Raw genomic sequence first — 24,711 nt, 5'->3', positions numbered from 1 at the left:
CTATTTGAAACATTTATAAAAAAGGAGAAAAAACAATGTTAAATTTTGAGAGCATCACAGCCATGGACGATAAGACGTTAAGAACTGCTTGTGCGGAGGATCTGAAAGATTTTTCGGAGATACAAATAAAAGCCATACAGGATTTGGTTTCGAATATTGAGGAGATGGATAACTTAGACAAATTCTTCGCTTTATTCGACGGCTTGATGGTACAGCATTTCAATATCTTGAACGAGATGAATAGAAGGCTCGCCGAAAATGAAAAGCAAAGAATTAAGTCCGAAAACTAAACGATATATTCAGATTTTCGGTTCACTATATTCCGCGACAATATTCATGATCAACAATCCAAAAGACGAATCGGTGGTGGAGTATAAGAAATACTTTTGCTCGTTTATCCGCTTTCTTACCGGAGTGAACATAGGTGAAGAATACATCAAAAAAATGACAGGTTATACCAGCTTAGGAAAAGCGGAGCTTTCATATATGTTCGTTGCGTTGGAAGAGATCATCAAAAAAGTTAAAGAGAACGAAGACCAAGAATAAAAGGAGGTGATTATATGGGCAGAATGCTAAAGGAAGGGCTCTCCTTCTTTCCGCTTGACGTCGAGTATTTCGACAACGACAAAGTGGTGGACCTGACCTTCGAGAAAAAGCTCGTCTCGGAGGTGGTGTTCATCCATTCTCTGGCGATAATCTATCACGAGGGATACTTCATCAAGACGACGCCCGAACGCTTCGCCAAAAAGGTTTTTATAAGCCTCCACGGGAAGCACTCACTGACGATAAAAGAGGTGACTGACATCGTCTATCTCATGGCCGATATTGGCCTGCTCGACAAGGAGATGATGATAAAAGAAGTCATCACTTCCAAGGCGATCCAGGAGCAGTATTACGCCTCGACTCTGAGAAGGAAAGACCGACAAAAGGTCTATTGGCTCCTTAACGACGAAGACGAGGCAAAAGTGGATAAGCGCCTTAATTGCAGACATAAAACCGGTTCAAGCGGTATTTCTGTATACAAAAATGAAGTTGAGGGCGATTTATGCGAGCAGAATGACGACGATAATCGACAGAATAAAAAGAACAATAACAACGACAATGAAAATGACAACGAGAATAAGAATCCGAAAGATAGAGATGATAGATGTGATAAAGGCGATAGAGGCCAGTGGCCCGGGAAGCTCAATTATTACACCTCTTGCCTCATAGACTCGAAGATCCTCTCGGTGTATGAGCCCTTTGACGTCGATAGGTTCAATGATCTATTCGAGAGATCATATGGCGAGAACTCGGACAAAGAGCTGTTCAATAGGTGCTTCCGCTACACCAGAGACTACGTGAAAAGGAACAAGGCAAATATAGCAGATGTCTATGCTTTCTTTGAGCGAGCCTTTACGGAAAACCTAAGCAAGATGGAGGGGTACGATGAGCGAATGCAAGATTTCTTCGAAGGTTGGAACGATGTCCTTGGCCGAATTCATGGAAAGGATTAGAGGCAACAGACGTCGCCTCAGGATCATCGATGAGAAGCTGGACTGGGTGTACGTCCAGATGTTTTCGGTATCGAGCCCTGTCTACGATAGGGTGGGGAGCCCGTCGACCGTCCATGAGAACAGGCTTTGCGAATTGCTGGACAGAGAAAACGAGCTGAACGCTGAGATAAAGGCGATCAACGTAGAGGAAGCTTTGCTTCAAGACTTCATGAGAAAATTGACCGATAAGGAGCTTATCGTCTTCAAAAGCACGTATTTCAAATGCTGGACCCAGCAGGACACGGCCTACTCGATGGCTGTTTCTCAGCAATGCATCAGTCAATATCTGACAAAAATCGAGAAAAAGTGGAAGGCTCAATCTGATTAAAAAGTCAAGATAATTACTAAGGTTCATTGTGAAAAACTCACTATAGTGATAAAATTTTCATTAAATGAGGTGTTGAAATGGATAGCAATGAATTAAGAGAGTTTAAAGAAGGCATATTTGCTCTTCGCACGAGGCGTTTTGGAACTGTTGCTGAAATTATGATCGCAGAGTTACTTGGGCTCGACCAATCAGATAGCTTGGCGTTTGATTTAAAAGATAGAGCAAAAGATGAAAAAATAGAGGTTAAGTTTTCGACTGTAATGAAAGAAAATGATTCTAAAATTTCAAAATCAAATGTTATAGATCAGTGTCTAAAAGGCAATCTCGGTAATAGGATGATGAAAAGCACAGAAATAACGTGTCAATCGTTTGATTGCAATATCCAACAGGTAAAAAGAAAAGAATTTGATGTCCTTTATTATGGTCTGTTTTTTGAGGACGCTGTTGAAATATTTAGGATGAAATCGTCCGATATCTTGGACTGCTTGGGCTATTCAGATTTTCAACACCGAGGGAACGAAGGAGAAGGGCAATTTCATATAAACAACGGCACTTATTCTTATCATAAGAGCAATTGGTTTGTGAGATCTCTATCGTACGAAGATTTATATAATTTATTCGAGAAAAAAAGTTGATATAAGCTTGTTTTTATGCGACTTATATGTAAATGGAGGTGATTAAGTGGATAATCTTTTAGATATAAATGAAGTAGCGGATTATTTAGGTGTATCTGTTGCAACCGTAAGAAACTGGATTAAAAATGGTTCAATTTCTTTTTCTACGATAAACAAAAAGCGTTTTGACAAAGAGGATATAGAAAAATATAAAGCCGAATTAGAAAAAGGAACAATGAGGCTAAATTCAAGGAGAAACAAGTCTCAAATCAAAGGCAATCATCTTTCTAAGAAATACATATCTTCGAAAGTGAATTTTAATTTAGCAACGCAGATTATTGATTCAATAATTGAAAATCCTACGACGAATGAGATTAGGGTTGTTCTTGCAGAGTACTGTTATAAATTATATTTAATTAAAAAAGGATCTAGCCTGAATAAACGCTCTTATCTTTTAGAAGCGTTGCAGGGCTCTTCTGATGACGCCGAGGTTCTATCTATTAAGAATCTTGTAAAAAGCATCAAAGATATCAGCTATATTGTTAATCGTTTGGGAGAAGCCTTAAGCTATACGCCGGTATTGGATTACGACGATTTTGTTGGCCTTTTATTTATGGGGCTAAAATCATTGGACGCAAGAAAGAATGGTGGAGTTTACTATACTCCAACTTCAATTGTGCAGAAAATGATGAACGAAATCGGGCATTTGTTAACTCATAATAAAAGTATTGTTGATCCTTGTTGTGGGTCCGGAAATTTCTTGATTTCCGCAATCAAACATGGAGCTTCTTATGAAGATGTGTTTGGTATGGACGTTGATGAAATTTCAGTTGAATTGGCGAGGTTTAATGTCATATTGAATTCAACTAATGCTGATTATGAAATCGTTTCAAAGAACATACTTTGTTGTGACAGCCTTATGTTTAATTCAAAGAAATTTGATATTTGTATTGGCAATCCTCCTTGGGGATCTGAGATTGATACAGACAGGGTGTTCCTGATGATGAACTTTGAGTGCGCTAGTTCTGATTCAGTGGATGCTTTTGATTTATTTTTAGAGAAAGGACTTTCCTTGCTTAAACAATGTGGCATTTTGTATTTTGTGGTTCCAGAAGCCCTTTTGAATGTTGGAATTCATAAAAGGATACGAGGACTATTGTTAAATAAATGCAACTTAAAAAGGCTAATTTATTGGGGAAACGCATTTGACGGGGTTCAGGCTCCTGCCATTTCTTTGGAATTGGAACAATCGCTTGAAACGTTTGAAAAAGGCGCTATTGTGACAACGAAAAACGACGAATTTACAATAAAAGAGCCTCGACATTTGGATGATTCTAATTGGCCATTATCAGCTAATGACGACGAATACATGATATTCGACAAGATCGCTCATTCAAAAGTTAATTATTTAAAGGGCAATGCGTCTTTTGCTCTTGGAATAGTAACGGGCGATAATAAAAAATATGTTTTGAATACAAGTGAGACTGATTCGAGCGTCTTGATTAAGGGTTTCGACGTTTATAAGTATAAATTTGTGCCATCTGGTTTTTTCATTAAATTTGAGCCGGAAAAATTCCAACAAGTCGCAAAAAAAGAGTTTTACTTTGCTCCTGAGAAACTAATCTATCGTTTCATTTGCGATACTTTAGTTTTTGCTTATGACAATCATCAAACGCTTTCGCTAAACAGTGCCAATATTCTTATTCCTAATCTGGAAGGTTATAGTGTTAAATTCGTTATGGCAATGCTTAATTCTCGATTTGCACATTTTTTCTTTAAAAAACAGTTTAATTCAGTAAAAGTTCTAAGAAACCACATTGAATCTATCCCTTTGCCATTGGCTAGCAAAGAAGAACAATCAATAATCGAATCCTTTGTTAATCAAATAATCAACGAGAAGGATAAGACAAAGATATGTGCTGAATATGATGAAATTGATGATTACATTATGAATTTGTATGAGTTCTCAGAAAAGCAAAAAAATATTATACGCAACTCGTCCCCAAGCAATGAATTTTTATTTTGAGGAGTTATTTTTATGAAAATACCAACATATGAAGATGTTATGTTACCAATTCTTAACCTGATGTCAGACGAAAAGGAACGTGAAAATGGAGAAATAAAAAGAGAACTAGTTTATTTCATGAAGCTCGATGGTGAGGTTTTAGAAGTTAGAAATAACAATGGAAATATTAAATTTTTTGACAATGTCGGTTTCGCAATCTCTCACTTGCTGATGGCTGGCCTTTTAGAAAGACCAAGAAGAGCTATATATATATAATCTCAAAAAATGGAGAGCTCGTTGTTTCCAAAAAGTTAAATTCAATCAATAGCAACTATCTGAAAACCATAAGCGAAGAATACAAAATTCGCGTTGCGCCAAAAAAACACGAAGCCAATTGCGAGGCCAGCAATATCAAACCATCCGATATCGGCGATTCTCCAGAAGATATCATTGTAGAAAACGAAGGAATAATCAGGGAAACTGTAAAAACCGAGATTTTAACAAACCTTCAGCAATCCTCTCCTGATTTCTTTGAAAAGGTTTGTTTGGACCTCTTGCTTGCGATGGGCTATGGCTATGATAATGAATCTGGGAAAGTAACACAACGTTCTAGAGACGGCGGTGTAGACGGAATTATTCTTGCGGATAAACTAGGATTAGAGAAGATTTACTATCAAGCAAAATTATATAAAGAAGGAACGATCGGTAGGCCTATGGTGGCACAGTTTCAAGGCGACATTGATGGCGCAAAGGGAGTGTTCATAACAACGGCTTCATATAGCAAAGAAGCGGTGGAATATGCTCAGAAGCATAAGAACCTAAGCCTTATCGATGGAGATAAACTCGTCGACTTAATGTATGAATATGGTGTCGGTGTTCATGTTAGAAAAACATATCAAACAAAAGAAATCGATAAAGATTACTTTGATGAGCTAGCATAGGGGGCCTTTTTTTGAATAAATGGGAACTGGCTCGTTACTTGATTGATGCAAAAAAATGCGTCGACAGCATCGAGTATATTGGAGCTCATGCAAAAGAGCTTTCTTATATTAATTTAAGGGAAAAAGTTGATGAAAAGTTAAAAACTTTTTATCTTAATTTGCGCTTAATTTACACAAACGTTTTTTCAAAAAACGAGCGCTCTGTTCTTTCAAAAAACGATCCTCTTTATAAAGATACTATGTATGAAGCTGATAAGAATTATGCGCATAAAGACGATTCATATATTCATAAGGAAATAGGTTCTTTTGATGAGCTTAGTGAATGCCTAAAGGAAAAAATCATTCACTGTAAAGACATATGTAATGAGAAGCTTCCATCTGCAATTACTCTTGATTTTGTTGTTCATGATCCTACTTTGTTTAGGCTTGTTAACAAAATAGGAAAAGAAGAGGAAGAAGCTATAATGAAGATGTTTCATCCTAATTATGGCAAAGCGGTTGAAGGACCTTCTTTCAAAACGATAAGAGTCTTTAACGATACCGAGGACATAAAAGCAATCGGAGATTCATCTGATTACGGAACAATTGTTTCTGCCGGATTAACTCATGTGGAGACGGTCGTTTGTTTATCGTTAAAGCAGTAACAAATAATATAAATATCATCTATTTTTTTCTAGATTAGACCATTTTCATCAAAAGATGATTCTTTCTTTTTCTAAGAGTGTGATTTGGCGAAATTCAAAGACATGTTCTTTGTTAAGTGGCTCTATGTAAGGAGTTATATAATTTTTGCAACTCGCGTTTGTGAATATATTGCGTGTAGTTGTTAATTTTCTCAAATTTATGACTTAAAAATTTTAAATAGTTAATGACATATGCCAAAAATACTTTATAATATAAGTGGCAGATGCCAGAAATTTTTATGGGGTAAATATAATGCCAAGACCAAGAAAATGGAAAAAAGTGTGTTGCTTACCAGAAAGTGAAGTTTTTGGACCGCTAACAAAAACAAGTATACAAAATGAAGTAACGATTATGAAGATTGAAGAATATGAGACGATACGTCTTATAGATTTAGAGCAACTAACTCAAGAAGAGTGTGCTGAAAAAATGCAAGTTTCTCGGGCTACAGTTCAAAAACTATATCAGGATGCAAGAGCTAAAATTGCTGAATCTCTAGTCAATGGAAATGTTCTTAGAATAGAAGGTGGAAATTATCAACTTTATAGTGATATTGAACGCGGAAACAGTTGTTGTGGATGTCGAGGATATCGATGTCGACATAATGAGTTATACTTTCAAACCAAAAAGGAGGAAATGAAAAAATGAAAATAGCCATTCCTGTTGATGAAAAATCAATGAATAGTCCTGTATGCGTGTCTTTTGGACGCGCCCCATATTTTCTTATTTACGATATTGATACTAGTGAAAGCGTTTTTATTAATAACCTTGCTGCAAGTTCTCAAGGGGGAGCAGGTATTAGAGCAGCGCAACTAATTGCAGATAATGCTGTCGATGCTTTGCTTACTTTTCGATGCGGGCAAAATGCTGCCGATGTATTTAATGCAGCGAATATTCGCATTTATAAAATAATTAATGGATCCATCGAAGAAAACATTAATGCTTTTAAAGATGAAAAATTAAGCTTACTAGGTGAAATCCATGCCGGGTTTCACGGGCATGGTAACCGATAGAATGAAAATTGCGGTACTGAGTGGTAAAGGTGGGACAGGCAAAACAATGGTGTCTGTTAATCTTTCTGCGGTAGCAAAAAAGGCGTTCTATATTGACTGTGATGTAGAAGAACCTAATGGATACCTTTTTTTCAAACCCGCTTCAGTCGTTTCTGACAAAGTTGAAATAAAACTCCCAGTCGTAGATGAAAATCTTTGCATTGGTTGTCGCAAATGTATAAACTTTTGCAAATTCAACGCATTAGCATACGTGGGAAATAAGTTGCGCATATTTGAAGAGATATGCCACTCTTGCGGAGGCTGCGTTTTATTTTGCCCTGAAAGAGCTTTATCAGTGAAGTATAAAACAATCGGCTACGTTCAAAAAGGAGTATCAGAAAATGTCTCGGTAATGACAGGAATTTTGAATCCTGGAGAATCTTCAGGCGTTCCTATTATAAAAAAACTCTTAAAAGATGATATTCAAGATCCAATTATTAGTTTTATTGATTGTCCGCCAGGTAGCGCTTGTGTTGTGATGGAAAGCATTAAAGACGCAGATTATTGCATTTTGGTTGCAGAACCTAGTTTGTTTGGAGCACATAATCTTGCCATGGTTTATGACTTGGTTAAAATGTTTGGAAAACCCCATGGAGTGATTCTTAATAAGTATTTGAACGGAAATAATCCTTCAGAAGAATTCTGTCTTAAAAATGGAATAAACATACTAGGAAAGATCCCTTTTGACAACGAACTTGGTCTTTTAAATTCGAATGGTTTAATTGCAGTCAGAGAAAGCGAAAAGTACAAACGTATATTTAGTTCACTTCTCACTAAGGTAATTAAGGAGGCACAACATGAAACAGTTATTAATTCTTAGTGGAAAGGGAGGCACGGGAAAAACTACTATTGCTAGCGCGTTCATTAAACTATCGAATGCGAAAGCATATGCAGATTGCGATGTTGATGCCCCTAATTTGCATCTAGTAATGAACCATTTAAGCAAACCAAAAAGAACAGATTTTTATGGGTTGCCAAAAGCGGAAGTTAACACAGAATTATGTATTCATTGTCACCTTTGTATAAAAAACTGTCAGTTTGGCGCAATTACTGAAGAAAAAGAAATAAAAATTGATCCATTTTCTTGCGAAGGATGTGGAGTTTGCGAAGCTATTTGTCCTGCCAAAGCAATATCTTTAAAACCGATGGTTTCTGGAGAGCTTATGCTATATAAAGATAATGCAGTTTTTTCAACTGCTCAACTCAAAACCGGTAGTGGAAACTCTGGCTTATTGGTTACTGAAGTGAAAAAGCAAATGAAAGAAGCAATTAAGGAAACACCAATCGCTATAATTGATGGTTCACCCGGGATAGGCTGCCCCGTTATAGCCTCTTTAAATGGTATTGATATGGTGCTAATTGTTGCCGAACCCTCGGTGTCAGGAATTCAAGATATGGAACGCATCATTAAAACAGCTAAAAAGCTTCAGACAAAAATAGCGGTGTGCGTTAACAAATATGATATTAACCCTGCAAAAAACCAAGAAATTGAAGTCTTTTGTGAAAAGTCTTCTCTGCCATTTGTTGGAAAAATACCATATGATTCTGATGCTGTTAAGGCCATTAATGAAGGAAAATGCATCACAGATTTCGATTGCTTAGCAGGAGAAGCAGCTAAGGATGTTTACGCTAAAACAATGGAATTACTTCTAAAAGAAAGTGAGGAACTATATTGTGATAATTAAAACACTCGTCGATGACATCTCCAATTCTGAGTCATTTGGTGGAGAGCACGGGCTAAGCCTGTACATTGAAACAGAACGTCACAAAATTCTATTTGATACTGGGTCAAGTGGGCTATTTGCTGAAAACGCAAAGAAAATGGGTGTGGATTTATCAAAAGTTGATTTAGTAATTATTTCTCATGGACATTATGATCACTGTGGAGGTCTTAAAACTTTCTTAGGTTTAAATAGCAACGCCAAAATCTATATCAGTAAAATGGCGCTTGATGAGTTTTATTCTGACCGACCAAATGGTGAAAAAAAATACATTGGAATAGATAAAACATTATTATCATGCAATCGCTTTATTTTCGTAGAAGATAAATTAGTAATAGATGAAGAACTGGAACTATTTTCTAATGTAAAAGGGAATAAAATGTGCCCATCAGCAAACGATCATTTACTAGTCAAAATAGGCGAAACCTATGTACGTGATGACTTTGCTCACGAACAAAATTTGATTATTAAAGAAAATAATAAGATTGTCTTAATTGTGGGCTGTGCTCATAAAGGAATTATTAATATTCTTGAACATTATTATGCAAATAATGAAAATAATTTGGACTATATAATAGGAGGATTTCATTTGTTTAATCATTCTTCGGGCGTATATGAAGATTCAAATGTTATATCGGAAATTGGTTCATATCTTCTCGGTACAAAAGCCAAGTTTTACACTTGTCATTGTACGGGCATAACAGCGTATGAAGAACTGAAACAAATAATGGGTGATAATGTATTTTATTTATCAACTGGTAATGAAATAAAAATTTAAAAAGGAGAAAAAAATGAAAGTAGCAGTAGCCAGCGATGGCAAAAATGTAACCGAACACTTTGGATATTGTGAGTGTTTTTTAATCTACAGTATTCAAAACGAAAAGATTGTTGAGGAAAGTTCTTTGCTCAATCCCGGGCATAAGCCAGGATTTTTGCCTAATTTTTTAGCTGATCATGGCATTGATGCGATTATCAGTGGCGGGATGGGTGGAGGAGCCGTCGAAATATTTAACAATAGAAATGTAGAAGTTATCATTGGAGCAACTGGTAACGCAAAAGAAGCTGTTGAAAAATACCTAAAAGGTGACTTAAAAACGACCGGCTCAGTATGTCATGAACATACACACCATAATGAATGCGGTGAATAAAAGATTATCGCATAATATGCACTTGTGTTATTTTATGCATATAAAAGTTTATTTTTAAGGAGGTAGAACATGGCTAAGTATATTTGCGCTATTTGTGGTTTCGTTTACGACGAAGAAAAAGGCTTGCCAGAAGCTGGTATTAAGCCAAACACAAAGTGGAAAAATTTACCTAGTGATTGGGTGTGTCCCATTTGTGGCGCGGTAAAATCAGATTTCCAGAAAGCTGATGATTTGCCATCAAATGATGTCAACACATTAGCACCAGTAGTGGAACATCTAGATTCTATGAAAGAAATGTCTCCTTTACAGATAAGCGCTCTTTGCACGAATCTAGCTCGAGGATGCGAAAAGCAATACAAGTCTCAAGAAGCCTCTTTATTTAAAGAATTGGCAGAATATTATCGAAATATTTCTGCTCATGAGAATAATCCTGATGTTAGTCAACTTGTTGAACTAATTAAAAAAGATCTTGAAGAAGGCTACGCAAACGCTAATGCAGTGGCGAACAAAGTTAAAGATAGGGGCGCTCTTCGCGCTCTTGTGTGGAGTGAGAAAGTCACTCGCATTTTAAATTCTCTTTTAACTCGTTATAAAAAGGAAGGCGAAGCGATGACGGATAATACAGGTGTTTATGTATGTACTATATGCGGATTTATCTATGTTGGTGATAAATTGCCCGATGTCTGTCCGGTATGCAAAGTGCCAAATTTCAAATTTGAAAAGATTGAAGGAGGACATAAGCATGCCTAAAAAATACGCCGTGAGAAATATCCGCCTATGCACTAAAGACTGCTTATGTCTTTATGTTTGTCCAACTGGAGCAACAGACACAGAGAACAGCATTATTGATATATCAAAATGTATCGGTTGTGGAAATTGTGCAGAAGCTTGTCCTTCTGGAGCGATTTCGATGGTTCCTTTTGATTACCCTGATCAGCAAGAAAAAACTGATGAAGTGGTAAGTGTTTTAAAGAACCTTGTTGAAAGTAAATCAAAACAAGAGAGCATATCTAGTGAATTATCCGGAAAATTATTCAAGGCTTTTCAAATGTCCAATCGTATTCAAGTAGAAGATATCATCCGTGAAGCGGGATATATGCTCCCTCAAAGCGAGAATACGCTCGCGTTTCTCAAGTCACAGCTTGAAGAAAACCAAGCGAAAGACTTTCCAAAAGAAAAAGTCGAACAACTAATAATATTATTAAGTAAAAACAAGGAGAAAAAAGACGTGAAAGACAAAACATATGAAAACCTAATGGCAGCCTTTAAAGGAGAAGCCGAAGCAAATCGAAAATACACAGCCTATGCTATAAAAGCTGAAAAAGAAGGCAAGTTAAACGCAGCAAAATTATTCAGAGTCGCCTCAGAAGCCGAAACTCTACACGCTTTAAAACATTTTGAAGTAGCGGGAAAGATTGGCTCCACAGTGGATAACCTCAAAGATGGTGTTATAGGAGAAACTCACGAATATAAAGAAATGTATCCCGACTTTGTTAAAGAAGCAAAAGAATCAGGAAATAAAGCCGCTGAAATGACTTTTACATTTGCCATGAAAGCAGAAGAAGTTCACGCTCGTCTTTATCAAGAAGCATTAGATAATATTGATAAAACTGAAGAAGTTTTCTACTTCCTCTGTCCAGTTTGTGGAAATATCGAAAAGTCTATTCCTGAGAGATGCAGCATTTGTGGAGTCCCGGGAAGCAAGTTTATTAAATATTAAATAAAAATGAGAAAGTTTATTTTACAATGCATCAGAAGCCACCTATAGTTAAAGACCATTTTAATAAGGCAAAAGATATTTATCTTGATTATGCCGCGACAACTCCCGCACATACCCTTGTTTTAGCGGCTTTTAAACGCGTTGCAATTAAATATTATGGCAATCCAAATTCCGCTCATGCTTTAGGATTGAAAGCGGCGAATGAAATTACCAAATCATTGAGAAGAATTCGCCTTCTTTTAGGCTTGCCGAGCCACTACGAATTGATTCCTACGAGCGGGGCTACTGAATCGAATAACCTTGCCTTAAAAGGTATTGCTTTACAATATGGTAAGTTTGGAAAAACAATTATTACAACTGCTTTTGAACATCCATCAGTCATTGCCTCTGCTAATTATTTAGCTAAACAGGGTTTTAATGTTAAAATTGCACCCAGCAATCAATGGGGACGAGTTGATATAAATGAATTGGAAAAGCTCATTGATGACGATACGATTTTAGTATCTGTTGGATCAATCAATTCTGAAATTGGCATTCGTCAACCAATCGCCGCCATTAAAACAATGCTTAGACAACATCCTAAGGTCTTTTTCCATGTGGATGCGACGCAATCTATCGGCAAAGAAAATATTGATTTAAATGGCGTTGATTTGATTAGTATGGCGGCTCATAAGTTTTATGGTCTTAAAGGAGTTGGATTACTTATTAAAAGTAAACGAACTCAATTGACGCCCATCATTCATGGTGGACATTCAACAACTCTTATTCGACGCGGAACACCGACAACTGAACTCATCGTATCAATGGAAAAAGCGTTGCGTATCGCCATGATTAATTTCAATGAGAATAATCAAAATGTGATTAATATCAATCGTTATATACGTGAGAAACTGAATTGCATCAAAGACATAATTATTAATAGCACTCCTGAAGATTTGCCTTATATTCTTAATATCAGTATTCTTGGAAAAGAATCGCGCTCCACGATTAAATACATGTCTGATCATGGCATTTATATCTCGAATCATACAGCATGCGATAGCGAAACAAATGCCTCTATTACCATTTTAACTCTTACCGGTGATAAGAAACGCGCTGATAGCAGCGTTCGTCTCAGTTTTTCATATCTCACAACCATCGATGAAATTGATCGTTTCATTACCATTTTAAAGGAATATATCGCATGAAGAAAATTATATTGATTACCGCATTGTGGTGTCCGAGTTGCTTGATTATGCGTCCTCGTTATCAAACGCTTGTTTCTAGTCGCGATGATTTAATAATGGAAGAATTTGATTATGACGAAAATCCGCAGCTTGTCAAAGACAAGAAAATTGGCAATATTTTACCTGTCATTATCATTTGTGATGAGCAAGGAATGGAAGTTTCGCGTTTTGTTGGTGAATTCTCGCTGAAGAAACTGATAGAGAAATTTAAACAATTATGAAATTTAAACAATTAGTTGGTATCACGTTATCGCTTGTATTAGGTGGCGGTCTCTTTTTTTCAATTAACTCACAAGAAATGGTGGTGGCACACGCTGAAGAAGCAGTTGTTTATGATATCAATTTGTACTTTTTTTCGACACCTGGTTGTGGTCATTGCGCGAAATTGAAAACATATCTAAATGAAAAAATTGAAGAAATGGATAATCTTCATATCACTGAGTTTGATACAAGCATTAGTGAGAATATGGATTTGTTGCAGGAGACCGCTTCGGTTTTTGATGCATCTGTTACCGCACCTTTTACGGTCGTGGGTGGTAAATACTTTATCGGTTTTAGTGATTCTATCAAGGAACAACTGAATCGTGTTTTAGAACGATATTCTGAAAATGAACATGTCGATATCATGGCCAAAATTATCAATGGTATTGAAATAGAAGAATCTGATTTTGATACAACATCTGATTTTGAATATGATATTCCCTGGATTGGCACCGTTGATGTGCGCGACATATCATTGGGGTTACTGGCTATCGTGCTTGGTTTTCTTGATGGAATTAATCCATGCGCTATGTGGGTGTTGTTATTTTTAATAACTCTCGTGCTTGGATCAAAATCCAAGAAACGTATCTGGGCAATCGGCGGTGTTTTTTTGTTAACCTCAGGGATTTTTTATTTCTTAATGATGACAGCGTGGATTGAAACAGTTCAACTATTAGTCAATTATGCTGTCTTCCAATATATCGTTGGTGCTTTGGCGGTTGTAGCTGGTGGCTTTAACTTATATTCGTTCATCAAAGCTCAAATCAAAAAAGAAGATGGTTGTAAAGTTACCAATGTTACCACAAAGCAAAAACTAATCAACAAAGTGAAAAAAATTGCCACCGCATCATCACTTCCTTTAGCGTTATTGGGCGTGGTTGGCTTAGCAATTATTGTGAATATAATTGAATTGGCCTGTTCGACTGGCTTTCCATTTATGTTTACACAGATATTAGCTCTTAATGGATATACAGGTATGAGTGCGATTGGTCTAATTATCCTTTATGTCTTCTTTTTCCTTATCGATGATTTGATTGTGTTTGGTATTGCTGTCGTGACATTGAAAGTCAGCCCTTTATCATCAAAGATTGGCAAATATGCTCATCTTATTGGCGGGCTCATCATGTTACTAATCGGCATTTTGATGATCTTTGCTCCCGAAATTTTAAGATTTTCATTTATCTAATAATCTTGTGCAATTGAAAAAGAGTTTTTTTTGTTAAAATACCCTATATCACTATAGAAAATAAAAACACCTAGTGAATTATTATGAAGATAAAGACTTTGATACAATCAAAAAGTTCTTGAAAGAAAAATGTTGGATTAAATTGCATTAGATTCACATATTACGATATGTTGCTTAACGAATAAAAAGACACACTAGTGAGTAAAGTCGAGCCATGTTGAGACGATTGGCGCTTATCGCTGAAGAACCAGACAATCTTTTAGTTATCTTTCGTTTTCAAAATCAAGTGGAAGGCACTCCCTCTATATTTTGGAGACCTTCAAAAGACATGAAGGATACACTAAAAGATTTAAAAGAAGTGGCCATCAAACAAGATTCAATCCTTCTTTTAAAATCTCATTAATGAGATATTTTGTTTAGAACCACATATATTTTGAGATTATTAATATTTAATCATTTAGAATAAAAGAAATGCGAGCAAGTTTATCAATAACTATCCTCATCAATTAGATATGATCATCATGGATCCACCCCGAAAAGGGAGTGATGAGAAATTCCTCTCTTCGGTATTATCTCGTAAACCTAATCAAATCATTTATATCTCTTGTGATCCTGAAACATTAGCGAGAGATATCTTATATCTCAAAGATAAATATCAAGTTACTTTTGTTCAACCGGTGGATATGTTTCCCTTCACTAGCCAATGTGAAACTTTACAAAACATGCAGGATTTCTTTATTAAGACAAATGTTCTTTATAAGACTGACATGTGGGTAAGCATAAATCCCGAGGGGGATAAGAAAATGAAAGAGTTTTTAAATAGCATTGGCCTTGGAAAATATTATTAAATGTGGGGGCAGAGTAATGGAACAGATAGATATCAAAAATAAACAATTTGCTAAAATTATTACTGTTGATGAAGAGAACAATAAATATGAAGCAAACTTATCATTTAATAATGTAACCGAGATTAAAAAGCGTATTTCATTGTTGAAACGCTTTAGAGAATTGGCTTTTTTGAATTACAACGTCAAAGAATCATGCTCCGAATATCTATCAAAAAGCCTGCATTCGTACGATGAAGGAACAATACATTTTGCCGAAATCAACCGTTTGCTCCTAACAATTCTTTCGTCATTTTACACATATATATCGTTTTGTGTGAAAAACTTTGATGACTCGTTCTCGAAGATTTCAAAAAAGATTTATGATGATAATTATGAATACAGACTCTTATTTAATCTAAGAAGGTACATGGAACACAATGGCCTTGTTTTAGAAGGCAGGAATACGACTTTTAATTCCGATTCGATCTTAGTCGATTACTATGCTTTAACAAAAACTCTCATTGATTCTAAGTCTATTCAGAGTAGTTTTAGAAAGGAATTATTAAGCAAGGGAATTCAAACAATTTGCCTGAAAGAAATCATTGAGAATTTCGGCGACATAATCGATGACGTGACAATTGGCCTCATCAGCTTCCATCAACAAGATTTAATCGAGTCATTTCGTTATTTGAGTTCCATCATCCCTCATTATTATTCTGAGAAGAAATTGTGCTTTATTGAAGAAACGGGCAAAGAAGTTAAGTATAGTCCTTTTAAAGTAATGACAATGACAATAGAAGCCCTATCTAGGTGCTTTGTTTATAGAATGATAGAAGAAAAAAAGCGCCCCATTATTGAAGATCGGTTTTCTTTTTTTAGGATTCTTTGTGCGATTTACTATGGTGATGAGAATTCAATACCGTCTGAAAAATCAATTAATTCCAATAAGCAATAATTGGTGTTACTTCCGTTTGATAGATACGAAGCGGTGCCGAAAAGCAGAAAAAGAATACTAAAAGACGCATAAATAGGCGCTTTGAAACATAGCCGGAAAGCAGGTGTTAACACAGCATTTGATTTCATAGGTTGGTTGGCGCCTTTTTTGTTATATAATGAAGGAAAGGAAGATGAGAGATGGACAGCGACATCGGAAAAAGATATGGTCGCTTGACAGTGGTGGAGGATACCGGGAAAAGGTATCGCGGATCCATTGTCTATAAATGCCTCTGCGACTGCGGGAATTATAAGAACGTCAATTCAAACAAACTGCATACCGGGCATGTGATCTCCTGCGGATGCGCCAAGCATCAGATAAAGGATCTGACCGGACAGCGTTTCGGGAAGCTCATCGTCCTGTCGTTTGCCGGAAGGAAAAACAGCAGAACCATATGGAGATGCAGGTGCGACTGCGGTAACGAATGCCTAGCCTCGACCGCCGGCCTCACAATGGGCTCAAAGACCTCCTGTGGTTGCCGAAACAAAGAGAACCAAGCAAATATCGATAACCTCCGCACAGGCTTCGTGGACGGCACTTCTTTGACCGCCATTGACGGAAGAAGAAGGGTTAACAAGAATAACAGCTCTGGCCATACTGGAGTGTGCTACGATCGCTCAAGAAAGCTGTGGGTGGCTCAGCTGACCTTCCAAAGGAAGAACCACCTCATTGGCCGATTCAAATACAAGCGCGAAGCCATATCCGCTAGGAAAGAAGCAGAGCAACAATATTATGGAAAGTATAGAAAGAAGGAAAATAAATAATGAAGAACTATGAATTGATGATCCAAGACAAGCTGAATCACTTTGACTATTTTCAAACAGACAGGAATTTTCTTCAGTTGTACCACGCTGATCCGTGTTGCTCATCAGGCATTGAGAAAATGGACCTTTTGATGGCCTGCTACCATCAGAGCCTCTACACATTGATCAGCTATCTCAACGACAGAATTAACCGCAACACCGAAAACAAACATTATTTAGCTCAACACAGCAGAGATCTAATCGCGGACATCGATGACCTTTTCTCGCTTCAAAGCGAACTGAGGGGTACATGCTATTACTTCACCATAGACGAAGAATGTAGCGCTTACCTAAGAAACATCAGAAAGTATCTACAGCCATCCGGAGGGACGTCTCTACCAAACGATATAAAACCTTTGGATATGCCTAAGTACGAGGTGATATTCAGATATGCTGGGCAAAGCGGATCGGACATCAAAGCCGAGCCAACGATTGACGAGATTATCCAAATGGTCTCTACGAGGGGCTCAACATTTGATCAGATGGAACCTGACGAGAAACTGGAAGTCCTGGCCAACCTCATAGAAAACCTGCTCAAGAAGGATGGAAAGTTCATAAAAGTTGATTCATCTGTAGCGTTCTGTGGCCTCGTCACAAACGAGGACGTCATGGCTTTCCGCAAACAAATGCAGTGCTTTAGGCATGTGACGAAAGCTGATATCGAAGAAAGAAAAAAGTACTCGAAAGAACAAAAGAAATTCTTGGCTAATTATGGCATTTCCATTTGCATGGCGATTCTAGACAATTCCAATGCGAAATAATCTGTGTTACTTCGGTTTGATAGGTGCTCATTGATACATAAAACAGAATAAAGAGGACGCGGGGTTGCTTAACTCCGCGTTTTCATACGTCCGGAAAATTTAGGATTATTTTGAAAAAAAGTTACTACATAGTAGTAAAAGCCAAACTAAAAAAATTTTTGGCACTTTTTCGATTTTTCCTCCTATTAGATAGTAGGAGGTGCTTTTATGAAAAAGACCAAAGTAGACTATACGAGACTAAAAGACGAAGTGATGGAAATCATCGAAATCGAACGGAAGCTTCAATGCGAGACGGCGACCAGAAGCGACGTCGACCGGATGGAGGAGATCGCCAGCGGTGGGGCCCCGAGAGCCGAGTTCAACATCGGCATGTGCAATTACTGCGGGATCCAAAGGGAACCAAGCCTGAAGACCGCCTTCGAGTGGTTCGACAGATGCCGTATGCACGCCGGATCCGAACTGCAGGTACAACTTTGCTATGTTTACTTCACCAATGACCGTCTTAAAGAGGCCAACGACTGCGTGAGAAGGATGGTCCACGATGATCCGAAGATGGCGAGCGACCTGCTCAAGGAAATCGAGAAGCGCTGGCCAGATAAGGTGAAAGAATATCAGGCATAAATTTTTCGATTATTTTTAATACTTTAGTATTAATCTAGGTTTTTTCTCAAAATACTTATCCGGCTCAAATTGTTAAAACCGCCGTTTTTGAGTAGACTACGTTTAACATCTAAGATTGTATCTAGATGAATCGTTGAGATACTGGCACACGCCTAGGATCTAAGAGGGCTTACGGTCCTCTTTTTTCTTGCGGGAATCCGTAGTACATCATTGCTTTTTTGACAAAAGCGGTGCTACTAGGGAGCACCAAAACCAAAAGGAGGAATTACTATGTCAAACAAGAAAGATCTCTACCTTGCGTGGACCGAAAGCGGGAAGCTCAAGGATAACCTCGCCATTATTTCTTTATTGATTAAGGCCGGGGTAACCGAGGCGCAAATTGCTAAGTATTTGGAAATCAGCCTCAAAGACTACAAGGAAATGAAGAAGGCCCATGCCGACGTCGCCTATGCAAACGCTCCGGATAACATCTGGGAGATGACCAATTGCATCCGCGATTTGGTTAAGATCGGCCATGGCTATTCGACTAAAAGCTTCCGCAAACAAATGTATAAGGGCAAGAAGGGAGAGGACAAATACTCGATCAACGAGTTCGAACTCTACCACGAGCCAAACGCCAACGTCCTCATTTACATTTTGGATAAGTTCTATGGTCCGAAATGGAGAGACGACGCTATTTCTTTGGAATTAAGGAAAGAAAAACTAGATCAGAAGGAGGAATGGAACAGTGGAAGTTCAAATGATGGAAATAAGTAAGATCATACCTTACGAAAACAATCCAAGAATAAACGATGAGGCGGTGGAACAAGTCGCAAATTCGATCCACGAGTTCGGATTCCGCAACCCGATAATCGTCGATAAGAACATGGTGATAATCGCCGGCCACACCAGACTAAAAGCCAGCGAGAAACTGGGACTCAAGTTAGTACCTGTTTTAATTGCCGAGGATTTATCCGAAGACCAAGCCAACGCGCTCAGGCTCGCCGATAACAAAACCGGAGAGATAGCTCGCTGGGACAAGAAGAAGCTCGACGAAGAGCTACGCAACATCGACTGGGAAGCGCTCGGGATGCATATGACCGACATCGGCTTCGACGATATTTTCGCCAGCGACTTCAAAGAAGTCACCGACGACGAATTCGACGAAGGGCAATACCTAACCGATGAGCCTCATTCCGTGCAAGGCGACATCTATTTATTAGGAAAACACCGCGTCATGTGCGGGGACTCCACGGATCCGGAAACGGTCAGTAAGCTCATGAACGGCGAAACTGCCGACATGGTTTTTACCGATCCGCCTTACAACGTCAACTACGAGGGAAGCGATGGCCAGTCCATCCAAAACGACGACATGGGAGATAACGAATTCCATGACTTCCTATTCCTTGTCTATAAAAACTTATTCAATTCACTAAAGGACGGCGGTTCCATCTATGTCTGCCACGCCGACAGCGAAGGGCTTAACTTCAGGCTCGCTTTCAAGGAAGCCGGCTTCAAATTGGCCGAATGCCTCATCTGGGCCAAGAACTCATTTACTCTCGGCCGTCAGGACTACCAATGGCAACATGAACCGATCCTTTATGGTTGGAAGCCCAATGGCGCTCATTACTTCGTGGACGACAGAACCCAATCTACCGTCTGGGAATACGACAAGCCAAAGCATAACGACCTGCACCCTACGATGAAGCCACTCGAGCTCGTCGGAAGGGCGATCAATAATTCTTCTTTGAAAGGACAGCTCGTCCTGGATCTATTCGGCGGTAGTGGTTCTACGCTCATCGCGAGCGAACAAGCCGAAAGGACCTGCTTCATCATGGAACTCGACGAGAAGTACGCCGACGTCATCGTGAAGCGCTACATCAAGATGAAAGGCGACCTCAAAGACTGCGTTTTGCTCCGTGATGGAACCGAAACCCCACTGATTGAGATCGATGATTTCGCCTCAGTTTTGGAACAAGCGAAAAACCTCGATAATAACTAGCGAATTGAGTTGCTATAGTGCTTTTTTAGAGGGATATATGTGTATGCCAAAGGAGGAAAACGACATGGCAAGCTACACAAAAACCCAGCTCAAGAAACGCATCGAGGAACTCAAGGAAAAGATCAGCGACCTCAGGGTTGAGCTAGAAGATCTCCAAAGCGACATCGAAAGCGAATCCGGGGACATCGAACCCTACGAAGGAAGGTCAGAGCTTACCGACCTCCAGGAAGAAAGACAGGAATGGCTCGACGACACCGCCAGCACGGTCGAGGAAGCGGTCAGCTCGCTCCAAGAAGCCGAAGATGGCCTCGAGAACATCGAATAAGAGGAACCGGATATGTGGAAAGAAGGAACATTGAAGGTCAACGGCAAAACCTACCGTTACTGGATTAAGCAATACGACACCGGAAGCGTCTACGGAATCGACGGTGGCCGAATTTCAAAACTCATGATTAAGTGCGGAAACAAAATAGTCTGCAACTACGAAAGAGGATGGGACATCGAGCCAACCGACGCCGAAGCCGAAGAGGCATTGAACATGATTCTCGAAGCAGAGAACCATTAAAAAGAGGAAACGAAAATGGAAAAGCAAACGCTAAGAAAATGGATATTCTCATTCAATGACGGAGTCTACGAACTCGCCGACAGACGAACCCAAATCGAGGCCGGCTGGTTCGATTGGTTCTGCAGGGACACATCCCTCAAGAACAAGACCTACAAGATGGGAAGAATCATCAAGCAAATCAGAGACGGCGGTAAGGTTGACCTAGACAACACCTATGTCTTCTTCAAAAACAACTGCCCGCTCAACGGACCGCTCTACGATGACTTCAGGATATGCGCAATCGACAGCGGAAACGTCCAGCTGACAATCCAAATCGACTGCCTTTGGAACAAGAGCAAATACGCGGTCTACGGCAGGACGCCCGATGGCGAAGGCCACTGGGAGGAAGCGATATTCGAGACCGACTCCTCTAGAGAATTAGTCAAATGGCTCAACGCGCCATGGGAGGCGAAATAACCATGGAAGTCAGAACCAAGAACTTCATCAAGTTCAACGCCCATCCTAAAGGACTATCAGTCAAAGACTGCGTCGTCCGAGCGGTATCCACGGCCTTTGAAAAGGACTACATGGAAACCCGCAGGGAACTCAATCGGGCCAAGAAAGAACTGGGATATTCATCCTACAAGGCCAGAAAATTCCTCTACGATTACCTAGCGAGTTACGACAGGCTCCTCTTCAAGGGGACGCCGGGACAGCCAAGAACCAAGGTGGTGGACTTCCTAAGGGAACATCCTCAAGGGACATTCATCGTATCGGTCCGAGGCCACGTGACCACAGTCCGAGACGGCTACCTAGTCGACTCATGGGACTGCGGATACCTGACGGTCTATACCGCTTGGAGGGTTAAATGATGAAACCGCAAGTGGGCGACCTTATCAAAATAATAGACATGCGCGACGAACCTCAATACCGATGGAAGACCGGAACCGTCACCCACATCGATGACGCCGGCCAACTCCACGGAACGTGGGGAGGATGCGCAATCATACCTGAAGCCGATGAATTTGAAATCATCGAGACTTCAAAAGGAGAGAGACAATGAAGGCTTATTTCTTTAGAAAACCTACGCCGGAGGAGATCTACCCGACGACCGAGTTCGCGATCGAAAAAGTGGTGAAACTCACCAACGACGAGTTCAAGGACCTCTTAGCCAATCCGCTGGACGACAGGGACTACGTTAAGAACAACAGCAAACTCATGTATCAAGACGACACCGGTTTGATGCACTGCATCTACGTTATTGCCGACGGTTACGCGTATGGAATACTTATTGAGTCCGAAGGTTACGATTATCCGCGCTACACGGCGTGCGTGCCGAAGGAAATCTTCACAATCAAGTAAACAACAGGAAACAACAGAAGCGGGGCTCAGAGGGCCTCGTTTTTGCTTTATGGAGGAATCAATGGAGCAAAAAATAACAATCAAAACCACAATCTCGTGTGGCTTCAGCGAAAGGGAAATCCAAGACTTCTACGATTTGAAAGAGAAGTTCAAGGACAGACTCGGGGAGGCCAAGGCGAGATACAGAAACGATCCCAAGGACTATGACTCCTTGGTCGACGTCAATTTCTACCGCTTGGCTATCCGCAGGCTCAATGACCTGCTTTTCAAAATCAAGCATGGGAAACCATACGTGATCGAATTCAGAGACAAAAACGAAACGGCCGAACGCGCCGAAAGGAAGGAAACAAGATAATGGGAAAAATCGTAACGTGTGAGCAGGTGTTCAAAGGGCACCCTGACAAACTCTGCGACCAGATATCAGACAACGTCTTAGACGCCTATCTCAAGGCTGACAAGACATCGAGGGTGGCGGTGGAATCCGCGATCAAGAACAACGCCGTCTATGTGTTCGGCGAAGTCACCTCGAAGGCGAAGGTGAACATCATCAAGGAAGCCATCAAGGCTCTCCGCTTCGCCGGCTACTACGAGCAATTCAAAGTCTATCTAAACATCACGAAGCAATCGGGAGACATCGCTCTCGGCGTCGACAAAGAAGGCGCTGGGGACCAAGGGATGATGTATGGCTACGCCACAAACGAAACCGACGAGAGGATGCCTTATCCATTCGTCGTCGCTTCCCACATCAGCAACCTTGCACGCATCCTTTTCGTGAAGCACAACGACATCTTCGGCCCTGACGGGAAATGCGAAGTCGCGGTGGAATACGACAGCGACTACAAACCAGTCGCCATCAAAACGATAATCATCTCCTCTCAAACCAAACACGGAAAGCTAGAAGAAGCGAAGGTTCTCTTGCTTGAGGCCATCGGCGGATACATCAAGAAGTACCCTGAATGCCAAGTCCTCATCAATCCGACCGGCGCTTTCGAGACCGGCGGTCCTTACGCCGATTCAGGCTTAACCGGGCGAAAGCTCATGTGCGATACCTATGGAGGGGTGGCTCACCATGGCGGTGGTGCCTTCTCTGGAAAGGATCCAACCAAGGTCGACAGAAGCGGTGCCTACTATTGTCGCTACGTCGCCAAGGCCCTCGTCGATTCAGGGCTTTGCAAACGCTGTGAGGTTGGCGTCGCCTATTCCATCGGCATTGCCGAGCCAGTCTCGGTTTCCGTCGATTCCTTTGGAACCGGCGTCATCGACGACGACAAATTGGTCGAGCTCGTTAAAGAGGTCTTTGACTTCAAGCCGGCTTCGATCATCAAAGAACTCAAATTGCTGGACGTCACCTATTCCCGGATTTCCGAGTATGGGCACTTCGGCAGATTAGGATTGAACCTTCCTTGGGAGGACGCAGATGCAAAGGCACAAGCGTTGCGCGAAGCACTCGAAGCGACCAAGTAAGCTCGAGCGTTTCTACCGTGGCGACGAATGGCACCTTGCTAGGGCGATTAAGATCTGCAATCAGAATGGCCTGTGCGAGAAATGTGGTAAGCCAGGGAACGAGGTCCATCACAAGATCCATCTAACCATACAGAACGTCGACGATCCCAACGTCTCTTTGAATCAGGACAACCTGATGCTCCTTTGCACCGATTGCCACAACAAAGAGCACCATAGGTTCGGTAGATTGGCCGAGTACGACTTCGACAGCGAGGGAAATCTCGTGTCCAGAAAATCGAAATGACCGCCCCGGTCGATGATATTTTCTGACTTTGAAAGTACCGTTCGCCCCCACCTCCGAAATGCGTGGGGCCGATTTTTCAAAATCCGGAATTTCACAGAAAGCGAAATAAGGGCCTTACGGCTCTTTTCTTTCGCCCTTCGCTTGTTTATTCGCCTGAGGCGGGAAAAGCGCACAGCGGGCAGGAAAACCGCCAAGGATTCCATTTAATCCAAAAGGAAACACAAGTGCATGCCATGTATCAGAAAAAGATACGGAAATGACTGTCTTATTAACTTGCTATAGTGCTCTTTTAGAGCGATTGATATGTCAAGGACATAAGGAGGTCCAAACAATGAAAAACGAAATCAAATTCAATGACGAGGCGGTCGAAAGCAAGGTCGAGGAAATCGCCAACTTAGGAATCGGGCATTCAACCATAGACGGAAAGCAGATCAACGCCGTCAAGGACATGCTCAACCTCAGAGGCGACAGCGTCGAGGAACTCAGGGCCAAAAGAAACTCGCTGGTCAAATTCTTCTCGAACAAAACCCGCGAATTCTACAACGAAGAGAAAAGCGACTTCGCCAACTACGACAAATACCACGATGCGATGAGCGGGGCCGTCATGGTCATCGACTCGATGATGTGGGACCTGTCGGGCGAGTGCTAAGGGA

Annotated in this window: 37 protein-coding genes and 1 pseudogene; all 38 read left to right on the top strand. The window is 40.2% G+C overall.

Annotated elements, in window-relative coordinates:
* Positions 1-35: 35 nt before the first annotated feature.
* The 38 genes and pseudogenes from PKC96_06440 to PKC96_06255 all read left to right on the top strand — a co-directional run bounded on the left by PKC96_06440 (position 36) and on the right by PKC96_06255 (position 24,707).
* Positions 36-290, top strand: a complete 255-nt coding sequence (locus PKC96_06440) for a hypothetical protein (GenBank protein HMM00953.1) — start codon at positions 36-38, stop codon at positions 288-290.
* Positions 259-546, top strand: coding sequence for a hypothetical protein (locus tag PKC96_06435; GenBank protein ID HMM00952.1), 288 nt, complete (start codon positions 259-261; stop codon positions 544-546). The genes PKC96_06440 and PKC96_06435 overlap by 32 nt, the downstream gene beginning before the upstream one ends.
* 14 nt (positions 547-560) lie before the next feature.
* Entirely contained in the window at positions 561-1,496 is a 936-nt protein-coding gene (locus tag PKC96_06430) for a DUF4373 domain-containing protein (protein ID HMM00951.1), read from the top strand.
* Positions 1,465-1,863, top strand: coding sequence for a hypothetical protein (locus PKC96_06425; GenBank protein HMM00950.1), 399 nt, complete (start codon positions 1,465-1,467; stop codon positions 1,861-1,863). The genes PKC96_06430 and PKC96_06425 overlap by 32 nt, the downstream gene beginning before the upstream one ends.
* Positions 1,864-1,940: 77 nt before the next feature.
* Positions 1,941-2,498: a hypothetical protein gene (locus PKC96_06420; protein HMM00949.1), complete on the top strand. Its 558-nt coding sequence runs from the start codon at positions 1,941-1,943 to the stop codon at positions 2,496-2,498.
* 46 nt (positions 2,499-2,544) lie between these two features.
* Positions 2,545-4,503 carry an N-6 DNA methylase gene (locus PKC96_06415; GenBank protein HMM00948.1) on the top strand — a complete coding sequence of 653 codons (1,959 nt, stop codon included), beginning with the start codon at positions 2,545-2,547 and terminating at the stop codon, positions 4,501-4,503.
* 12 nt (positions 4,504-4,515) lie between these two features.
* A complete protein-coding gene (locus tag PKC96_06410; protein HMM00947.1) occupies positions 4,516-4,758 on the top strand; it encodes a winged helix-turn-helix domain-containing protein in 243 nt (80 codons plus the stop codon).
* 218 nt (positions 4,759-4,976) lie between these two features.
* A complete protein-coding gene (locus PKC96_06405) occupies positions 4,977-5,423 on the top strand; it encodes a restriction endonuclease (protein ID HMM00946.1) in 447 nt (148 codons plus the stop codon).
* Positions 5,424-5,434: 11 nt separating this feature from the next.
* Positions 5,435-6,067 (top strand): hypothetical protein, encoded by a 633-nt coding sequence (locus tag PKC96_06400; protein HMM00945.1) that lies wholly within the window; start codon positions 5,435-5,437, stop codon positions 6,065-6,067.
* Between the two features lie 292 nt (positions 6,068-6,359).
* Positions 6,360-6,752, top strand: coding sequence for a DUF134 domain-containing protein (locus tag PKC96_06395; GenBank protein ID HMM00944.1), 393 nt, complete (start codon positions 6,360-6,362; stop codon positions 6,750-6,752).
* Positions 6,749-7,117 carry a NifB/NifX family molybdenum-iron cluster-binding protein gene (locus PKC96_06390; GenBank protein HMM00943.1) on the top strand — a complete coding sequence of 123 codons (369 nt, stop codon included), beginning with the start codon at positions 6,749-6,751 and terminating at the stop codon, positions 7,115-7,117. Before PKC96_06395 ends, PKC96_06390 begins: the two co-directional genes overlap by 4 nt.
* 1 nt (position 7,118) lies before the next feature.
* Entirely contained in the window at positions 7,119-7,976 is an 858-nt protein-coding gene (locus tag PKC96_06385; protein HMM00942.1) for an ATP-binding protein, read from the top strand.
* Entirely contained in the window at positions 7,954-8,841 is an 888-nt protein-coding gene (locus PKC96_06380) for an ATP-binding protein (GenBank protein ID HMM00941.1), read from the top strand. The genes PKC96_06385 and PKC96_06380 overlap by 23 nt, the downstream gene beginning before the upstream one ends.
* A complete protein-coding gene (locus tag PKC96_06375) occupies positions 8,831-9,655 on the top strand; it encodes an MBL fold metallo-hydrolase (GenBank protein HMM00940.1) in 825 nt (274 codons plus the stop codon). Before PKC96_06380 ends, PKC96_06375 begins: the two co-directional genes overlap by 11 nt.
* Positions 9,656-9,668: 13 nt before the next feature.
* Positions 9,669-10,025 carry a NifB/NifX family molybdenum-iron cluster-binding protein gene (locus PKC96_06370; protein HMM00939.1) on the top strand — a complete coding sequence of 119 codons (357 nt, stop codon included), beginning with the start codon at positions 9,669-9,671 and terminating at the stop codon, positions 10,023-10,025.
* Positions 10,026-10,094: 69 nt separating this feature from the next.
* A complete protein-coding gene (locus tag PKC96_06365; protein ID HMM00938.1) occupies positions 10,095-10,775 on the top strand; it encodes a rubredoxin in 681 nt (226 codons plus the stop codon).
* Positions 10,768-10,965, top strand: a pseudogene (locus tag PKC96_06360) (4Fe-4S binding protein). The gene PKC96_06365 and the pseudogene PKC96_06360 overlap by 8 nt, the downstream one beginning before the upstream one ends.
* A 315-nt stretch (positions 10,966-11,280) precedes the next feature.
* Positions 11,281-11,745, top strand: coding sequence for a rubrerythrin family protein (locus tag PKC96_06355; GenBank protein HMM00937.1), 465 nt, complete (start codon positions 11,281-11,283; stop codon positions 11,743-11,745).
* Between the two features lie 26 nt (positions 11,746-11,771).
* Complete coding sequence (locus PKC96_06350; GenBank protein HMM00936.1) at positions 11,772-12,932, top strand: cysteine desulfurase family protein; 1,161 nt, start codon at positions 11,772-11,774, stop codon at positions 12,930-12,932.
* Positions 12,929-13,192 (top strand): thioredoxin family protein, encoded by a 264-nt coding sequence (locus PKC96_06345; GenBank protein HMM00935.1) that lies wholly within the window; start codon positions 12,929-12,931, stop codon positions 13,190-13,192. Before PKC96_06350 ends, PKC96_06345 begins: the two co-directional genes overlap by 4 nt.
* Complete coding sequence (locus PKC96_06340; GenBank protein HMM00934.1) at positions 13,189-14,418, top strand: hypothetical protein; 1,230 nt, start codon at positions 13,189-13,191, stop codon at positions 14,416-14,418. The genes PKC96_06345 and PKC96_06340 overlap by 4 nt, the downstream gene beginning before the upstream one ends.
* 512 nt (positions 14,419-14,930) lie before the next feature.
* Positions 14,931-15,266, top strand: coding sequence for a hypothetical protein (locus PKC96_06335; protein ID HMM00933.1), 336 nt, complete (start codon positions 14,931-14,933; stop codon positions 15,264-15,266).
* A gap of 16 nt (positions 15,267-15,282) precedes the next feature.
* Positions 15,283-16,200, top strand: a complete 918-nt coding sequence (locus tag PKC96_06330) for a hypothetical protein (GenBank protein ID HMM00932.1) — start codon at positions 15,283-15,285, stop codon at positions 16,198-16,200.
* Between the two features lie 179 nt (positions 16,201-16,379).
* Positions 16,380-17,003 carry a hypothetical protein gene (locus PKC96_06325; GenBank protein ID HMM00931.1) on the top strand — a complete coding sequence of 208 codons (624 nt, stop codon included), beginning with the start codon at positions 16,380-16,382 and terminating at the stop codon, positions 17,001-17,003.
* A complete protein-coding gene (locus PKC96_06320; GenBank protein ID HMM00930.1) occupies positions 17,003-17,803 on the top strand; it encodes a hypothetical protein in 801 nt (266 codons plus the stop codon). Before PKC96_06325 ends, PKC96_06320 begins: the two co-directional genes overlap by 1 nt.
* A 207-nt stretch (positions 17,804-18,010) precedes the next feature.
* Entirely contained in the window at positions 18,011-18,424 is a 414-nt protein-coding gene (locus tag PKC96_06315) for a hypothetical protein (GenBank protein HMM00929.1), read from the top strand.
* 270 nt (positions 18,425-18,694) lie between these two features.
* Positions 18,695-19,180: a hypothetical protein gene (locus PKC96_06310; GenBank protein ID HMM00928.1), complete on the top strand. Its 486-nt coding sequence runs from the start codon at positions 18,695-18,697 to the stop codon at positions 19,178-19,180.
* Positions 19,152-20,405, top strand: coding sequence for a DNA modification methylase (locus PKC96_06305; protein HMM00927.1), 1,254 nt, complete (start codon positions 19,152-19,154; stop codon positions 20,403-20,405). The genes PKC96_06310 and PKC96_06305 overlap by 29 nt, the downstream gene beginning before the upstream one ends.
* 64 nt (positions 20,406-20,469) lie before the next feature.
* The gene (locus PKC96_06300; GenBank protein HMM00926.1) at positions 20,470-20,730 is read left to right on the top strand and encodes a hypothetical protein; all 261 of its coding nucleotides are present in this window, start codon (positions 20,470-20,472) and stop codon (positions 20,728-20,730) included.
* A gap of 12 nt (positions 20,731-20,742) precedes the next feature.
* Positions 20,743-20,970 carry a hypothetical protein gene (locus PKC96_06295; GenBank protein ID HMM00925.1) on the top strand — a complete coding sequence of 76 codons (228 nt, stop codon included), beginning with the start codon at positions 20,743-20,745 and terminating at the stop codon, positions 20,968-20,970.
* 15 nt (positions 20,971-20,985) lie between these two features.
* On the top strand, positions 20,986-21,426 hold the full coding sequence (locus PKC96_06290) for a hypothetical protein (GenBank protein ID HMM00924.1): 441 nt from the start codon (positions 20,986-20,988) through the stop codon (positions 21,424-21,426).
* 2 nt (positions 21,427-21,428) lie between these two features.
* Positions 21,429-21,821: a hypothetical protein gene (locus PKC96_06285; protein HMM00923.1), complete on the top strand. Its 393-nt coding sequence runs from the start codon at positions 21,429-21,431 to the stop codon at positions 21,819-21,821.
* A complete protein-coding gene (locus PKC96_06280) occupies positions 21,818-22,012 on the top strand; it encodes a DUF4314 domain-containing protein (GenBank protein HMM00922.1) in 195 nt (64 codons plus the stop codon). The genes PKC96_06285 and PKC96_06280 overlap by 4 nt, the downstream gene beginning before the upstream one ends.
* A complete protein-coding gene (locus tag PKC96_06275) occupies positions 22,009-22,311 on the top strand; it encodes a hypothetical protein (GenBank protein ID HMM00921.1) in 303 nt (100 codons plus the stop codon). Before PKC96_06280 ends, PKC96_06275 begins: the two co-directional genes overlap by 4 nt.
* 61 nt (positions 22,312-22,372) lie before the next feature.
* On the top strand, positions 22,373-22,666 hold the full coding sequence (locus PKC96_06270) for a hypothetical protein (protein ID HMM00920.1): 294 nt from the start codon (positions 22,373-22,375) through the stop codon (positions 22,664-22,666).
* A complete protein-coding gene (gene metK / locus PKC96_06265; GenBank protein HMM00919.1) occupies positions 22,666-23,775 on the top strand; it encodes a methionine adenosyltransferase in 1,110 nt (369 codons plus the stop codon). The genes PKC96_06270 and metK overlap by 1 nt, the downstream gene beginning before the upstream one ends.
* Positions 23,729-24,058: an HNH endonuclease gene (locus PKC96_06260; GenBank protein ID HMM00918.1), complete on the top strand. Its 330-nt coding sequence runs from the start codon at positions 23,729-23,731 to the stop codon at positions 24,056-24,058. Before metK ends, PKC96_06260 begins: the two co-directional genes overlap by 47 nt.
* Positions 24,059-24,389: 331 nt before the next feature.
* Positions 24,390-24,707: a hypothetical protein gene (locus tag PKC96_06255; GenBank protein ID HMM00917.1), complete on the top strand. Its 318-nt coding sequence runs from the start codon at positions 24,390-24,392 to the stop codon at positions 24,705-24,707.
* Positions 24,708-24,711: the final 4 nt, after the last annotated feature.

Source organism: Bacilli bacterium (assembly GCA_035326105.1).
In the GTDB taxonomy this organism is placed as follows: Bacteria; Bacillota_I; Bacilli_A; order RFN20; family CAG-826; genus UBA7706.
Note: the sequence above shows the minus strand (reverse complement) of the source record. Positions and strands in the feature narration are given on the sequence as shown.

Coding starts and splice junctions, on each gene's coding strand:
- PKC96_06440 (HMM00953.1), top strand. CDS start 36: ATGTTAAATTTTGAGAGCATCACAGCCATGGACGATAAGACGTTAAGA.
- PKC96_06435 (HMM00952.1), top strand. CDS start 259: ATGAAAAGCAAAGAATTAAGTCCGAAAACTAAACGATATATTCAGATT.
- PKC96_06430 (HMM00951.1), top strand. CDS start 561: ATGGGCAGAATGCTAAAGGAAGGGCTCTCCTTCTTTCCGCTTGACGTC.
- PKC96_06425 (HMM00950.1), top strand. CDS start 1,465: ATGTCCTTGGCCGAATTCATGGAAAGGATTAGAGGCAACAGACGTCGC.
- PKC96_06420 (HMM00949.1), top strand. CDS start 1,941: ATGGATAGCAATGAATTAAGAGAGTTTAAAGAAGGCATATTTGCTCTT.
- PKC96_06410 (HMM00947.1), top strand. CDS start 4,516: ATGAAAATACCAACATATGAAGATGTTATGTTACCAATTCTTAACCTG.
- PKC96_06395 (HMM00944.1), top strand. CDS start 6,360: ATGCCAAGACCAAGAAAATGGAAAAAAGTGTGTTGCTTACCAGAAAGT.
- PKC96_06390 (HMM00943.1), top strand. CDS start 6,749: ATGAAAATAGCCATTCCTGTTGATGAAAAATCAATGAATAGTCCTGTA.
- PKC96_06385 (HMM00942.1), top strand. CDS start 7,119: ATGAAAATTGCGGTACTGAGTGGTAAAGGTGGGACAGGCAAAACAATG.
- PKC96_06380 (HMM00941.1), top strand. CDS start 7,954: ATGAAACAGTTATTAATTCTTAGTGGAAAGGGAGGCACGGGAAAAACT.
- PKC96_06370 (HMM00939.1), top strand. CDS start 9,669: ATGAAAGTAGCAGTAGCCAGCGATGGCAAAAATGTAACCGAACACTTT.
- PKC96_06365 (HMM00938.1), top strand. CDS start 10,095: ATGGCTAAGTATATTTGCGCTATTTGTGGTTTCGTTTACGACGAAGAA.
- PKC96_06355 (HMM00937.1), top strand. CDS start 11,281: ATGGCAGCCTTTAAAGGAGAAGCCGAAGCAAATCGAAAATACACAGCC.
- PKC96_06350 (HMM00936.1), top strand. CDS start 11,772: ATGCATCAGAAGCCACCTATAGTTAAAGACCATTTTAATAAGGCAAAA.
- PKC96_06345 (HMM00935.1), top strand. CDS start 12,929: ATGAAGAAAATTATATTGATTACCGCATTGTGGTGTCCGAGTTGCTTG.
- PKC96_06340 (HMM00934.1), top strand. CDS start 13,189: ATGAAATTTAAACAATTAGTTGGTATCACGTTATCGCTTGTATTAGGT.
- PKC96_06335 (HMM00933.1), top strand. CDS start 14,931: ATGATCATCATGGATCCACCCCGAAAAGGGAGTGATGAGAAATTCCTC.
- PKC96_06330 (HMM00932.1), top strand. CDS start 15,283: ATGGAACAGATAGATATCAAAAATAAACAATTTGCTAAAATTATTACT.
- PKC96_06325 (HMM00931.1), top strand. CDS start 16,380: ATGGACAGCGACATCGGAAAAAGATATGGTCGCTTGACAGTGGTGGAG.
- PKC96_06320 (HMM00930.1), top strand. CDS start 17,003: ATGAAGAACTATGAATTGATGATCCAAGACAAGCTGAATCACTTTGAC.
- PKC96_06315 (HMM00929.1), top strand. CDS start 18,011: ATGAAAAAGACCAAAGTAGACTATACGAGACTAAAAGACGAAGTGATG.
- PKC96_06310 (HMM00928.1), top strand. CDS start 18,695: ATGTCAAACAAGAAAGATCTCTACCTTGCGTGGACCGAAAGCGGGAAG.
- PKC96_06300 (HMM00926.1), top strand. CDS start 20,470: ATGGCAAGCTACACAAAAACCCAGCTCAAGAAACGCATCGAGGAACTC.
- PKC96_06295 (HMM00925.1), top strand. CDS start 20,743: ATGTGGAAAGAAGGAACATTGAAGGTCAACGGCAAAACCTACCGTTAC.
- PKC96_06290 (HMM00924.1), top strand. CDS start 20,986: ATGGAAAAGCAAACGCTAAGAAAATGGATATTCTCATTCAATGACGGA.
- PKC96_06285 (HMM00923.1), top strand. CDS start 21,429: ATGGAAGTCAGAACCAAGAACTTCATCAAGTTCAACGCCCATCCTAAA.
- PKC96_06280 (HMM00922.1), top strand. CDS start 21,818: ATGATGAAACCGCAAGTGGGCGACCTTATCAAAATAATAGACATGCGC.
- PKC96_06275 (HMM00921.1), top strand. CDS start 22,009: ATGAAGGCTTATTTCTTTAGAAAACCTACGCCGGAGGAGATCTACCCG.
- PKC96_06270 (HMM00920.1), top strand. CDS start 22,373: ATGGAGCAAAAAATAACAATCAAAACCACAATCTCGTGTGGCTTCAGC.
- metK (HMM00919.1), top strand. CDS start 22,666: ATGGGAAAAATCGTAACGTGTGAGCAGGTGTTCAAAGGGCACCCTGAC.
- PKC96_06260 (HMM00918.1), top strand. CDS start 23,729: ATGCAAAGGCACAAGCGTTGCGCGAAGCACTCGAAGCGACCAAGTAAG.
- PKC96_06255 (HMM00917.1), top strand. CDS start 24,390: ATGAAAAACGAAATCAAATTCAATGACGAGGCGGTCGAAAGCAAGGTC.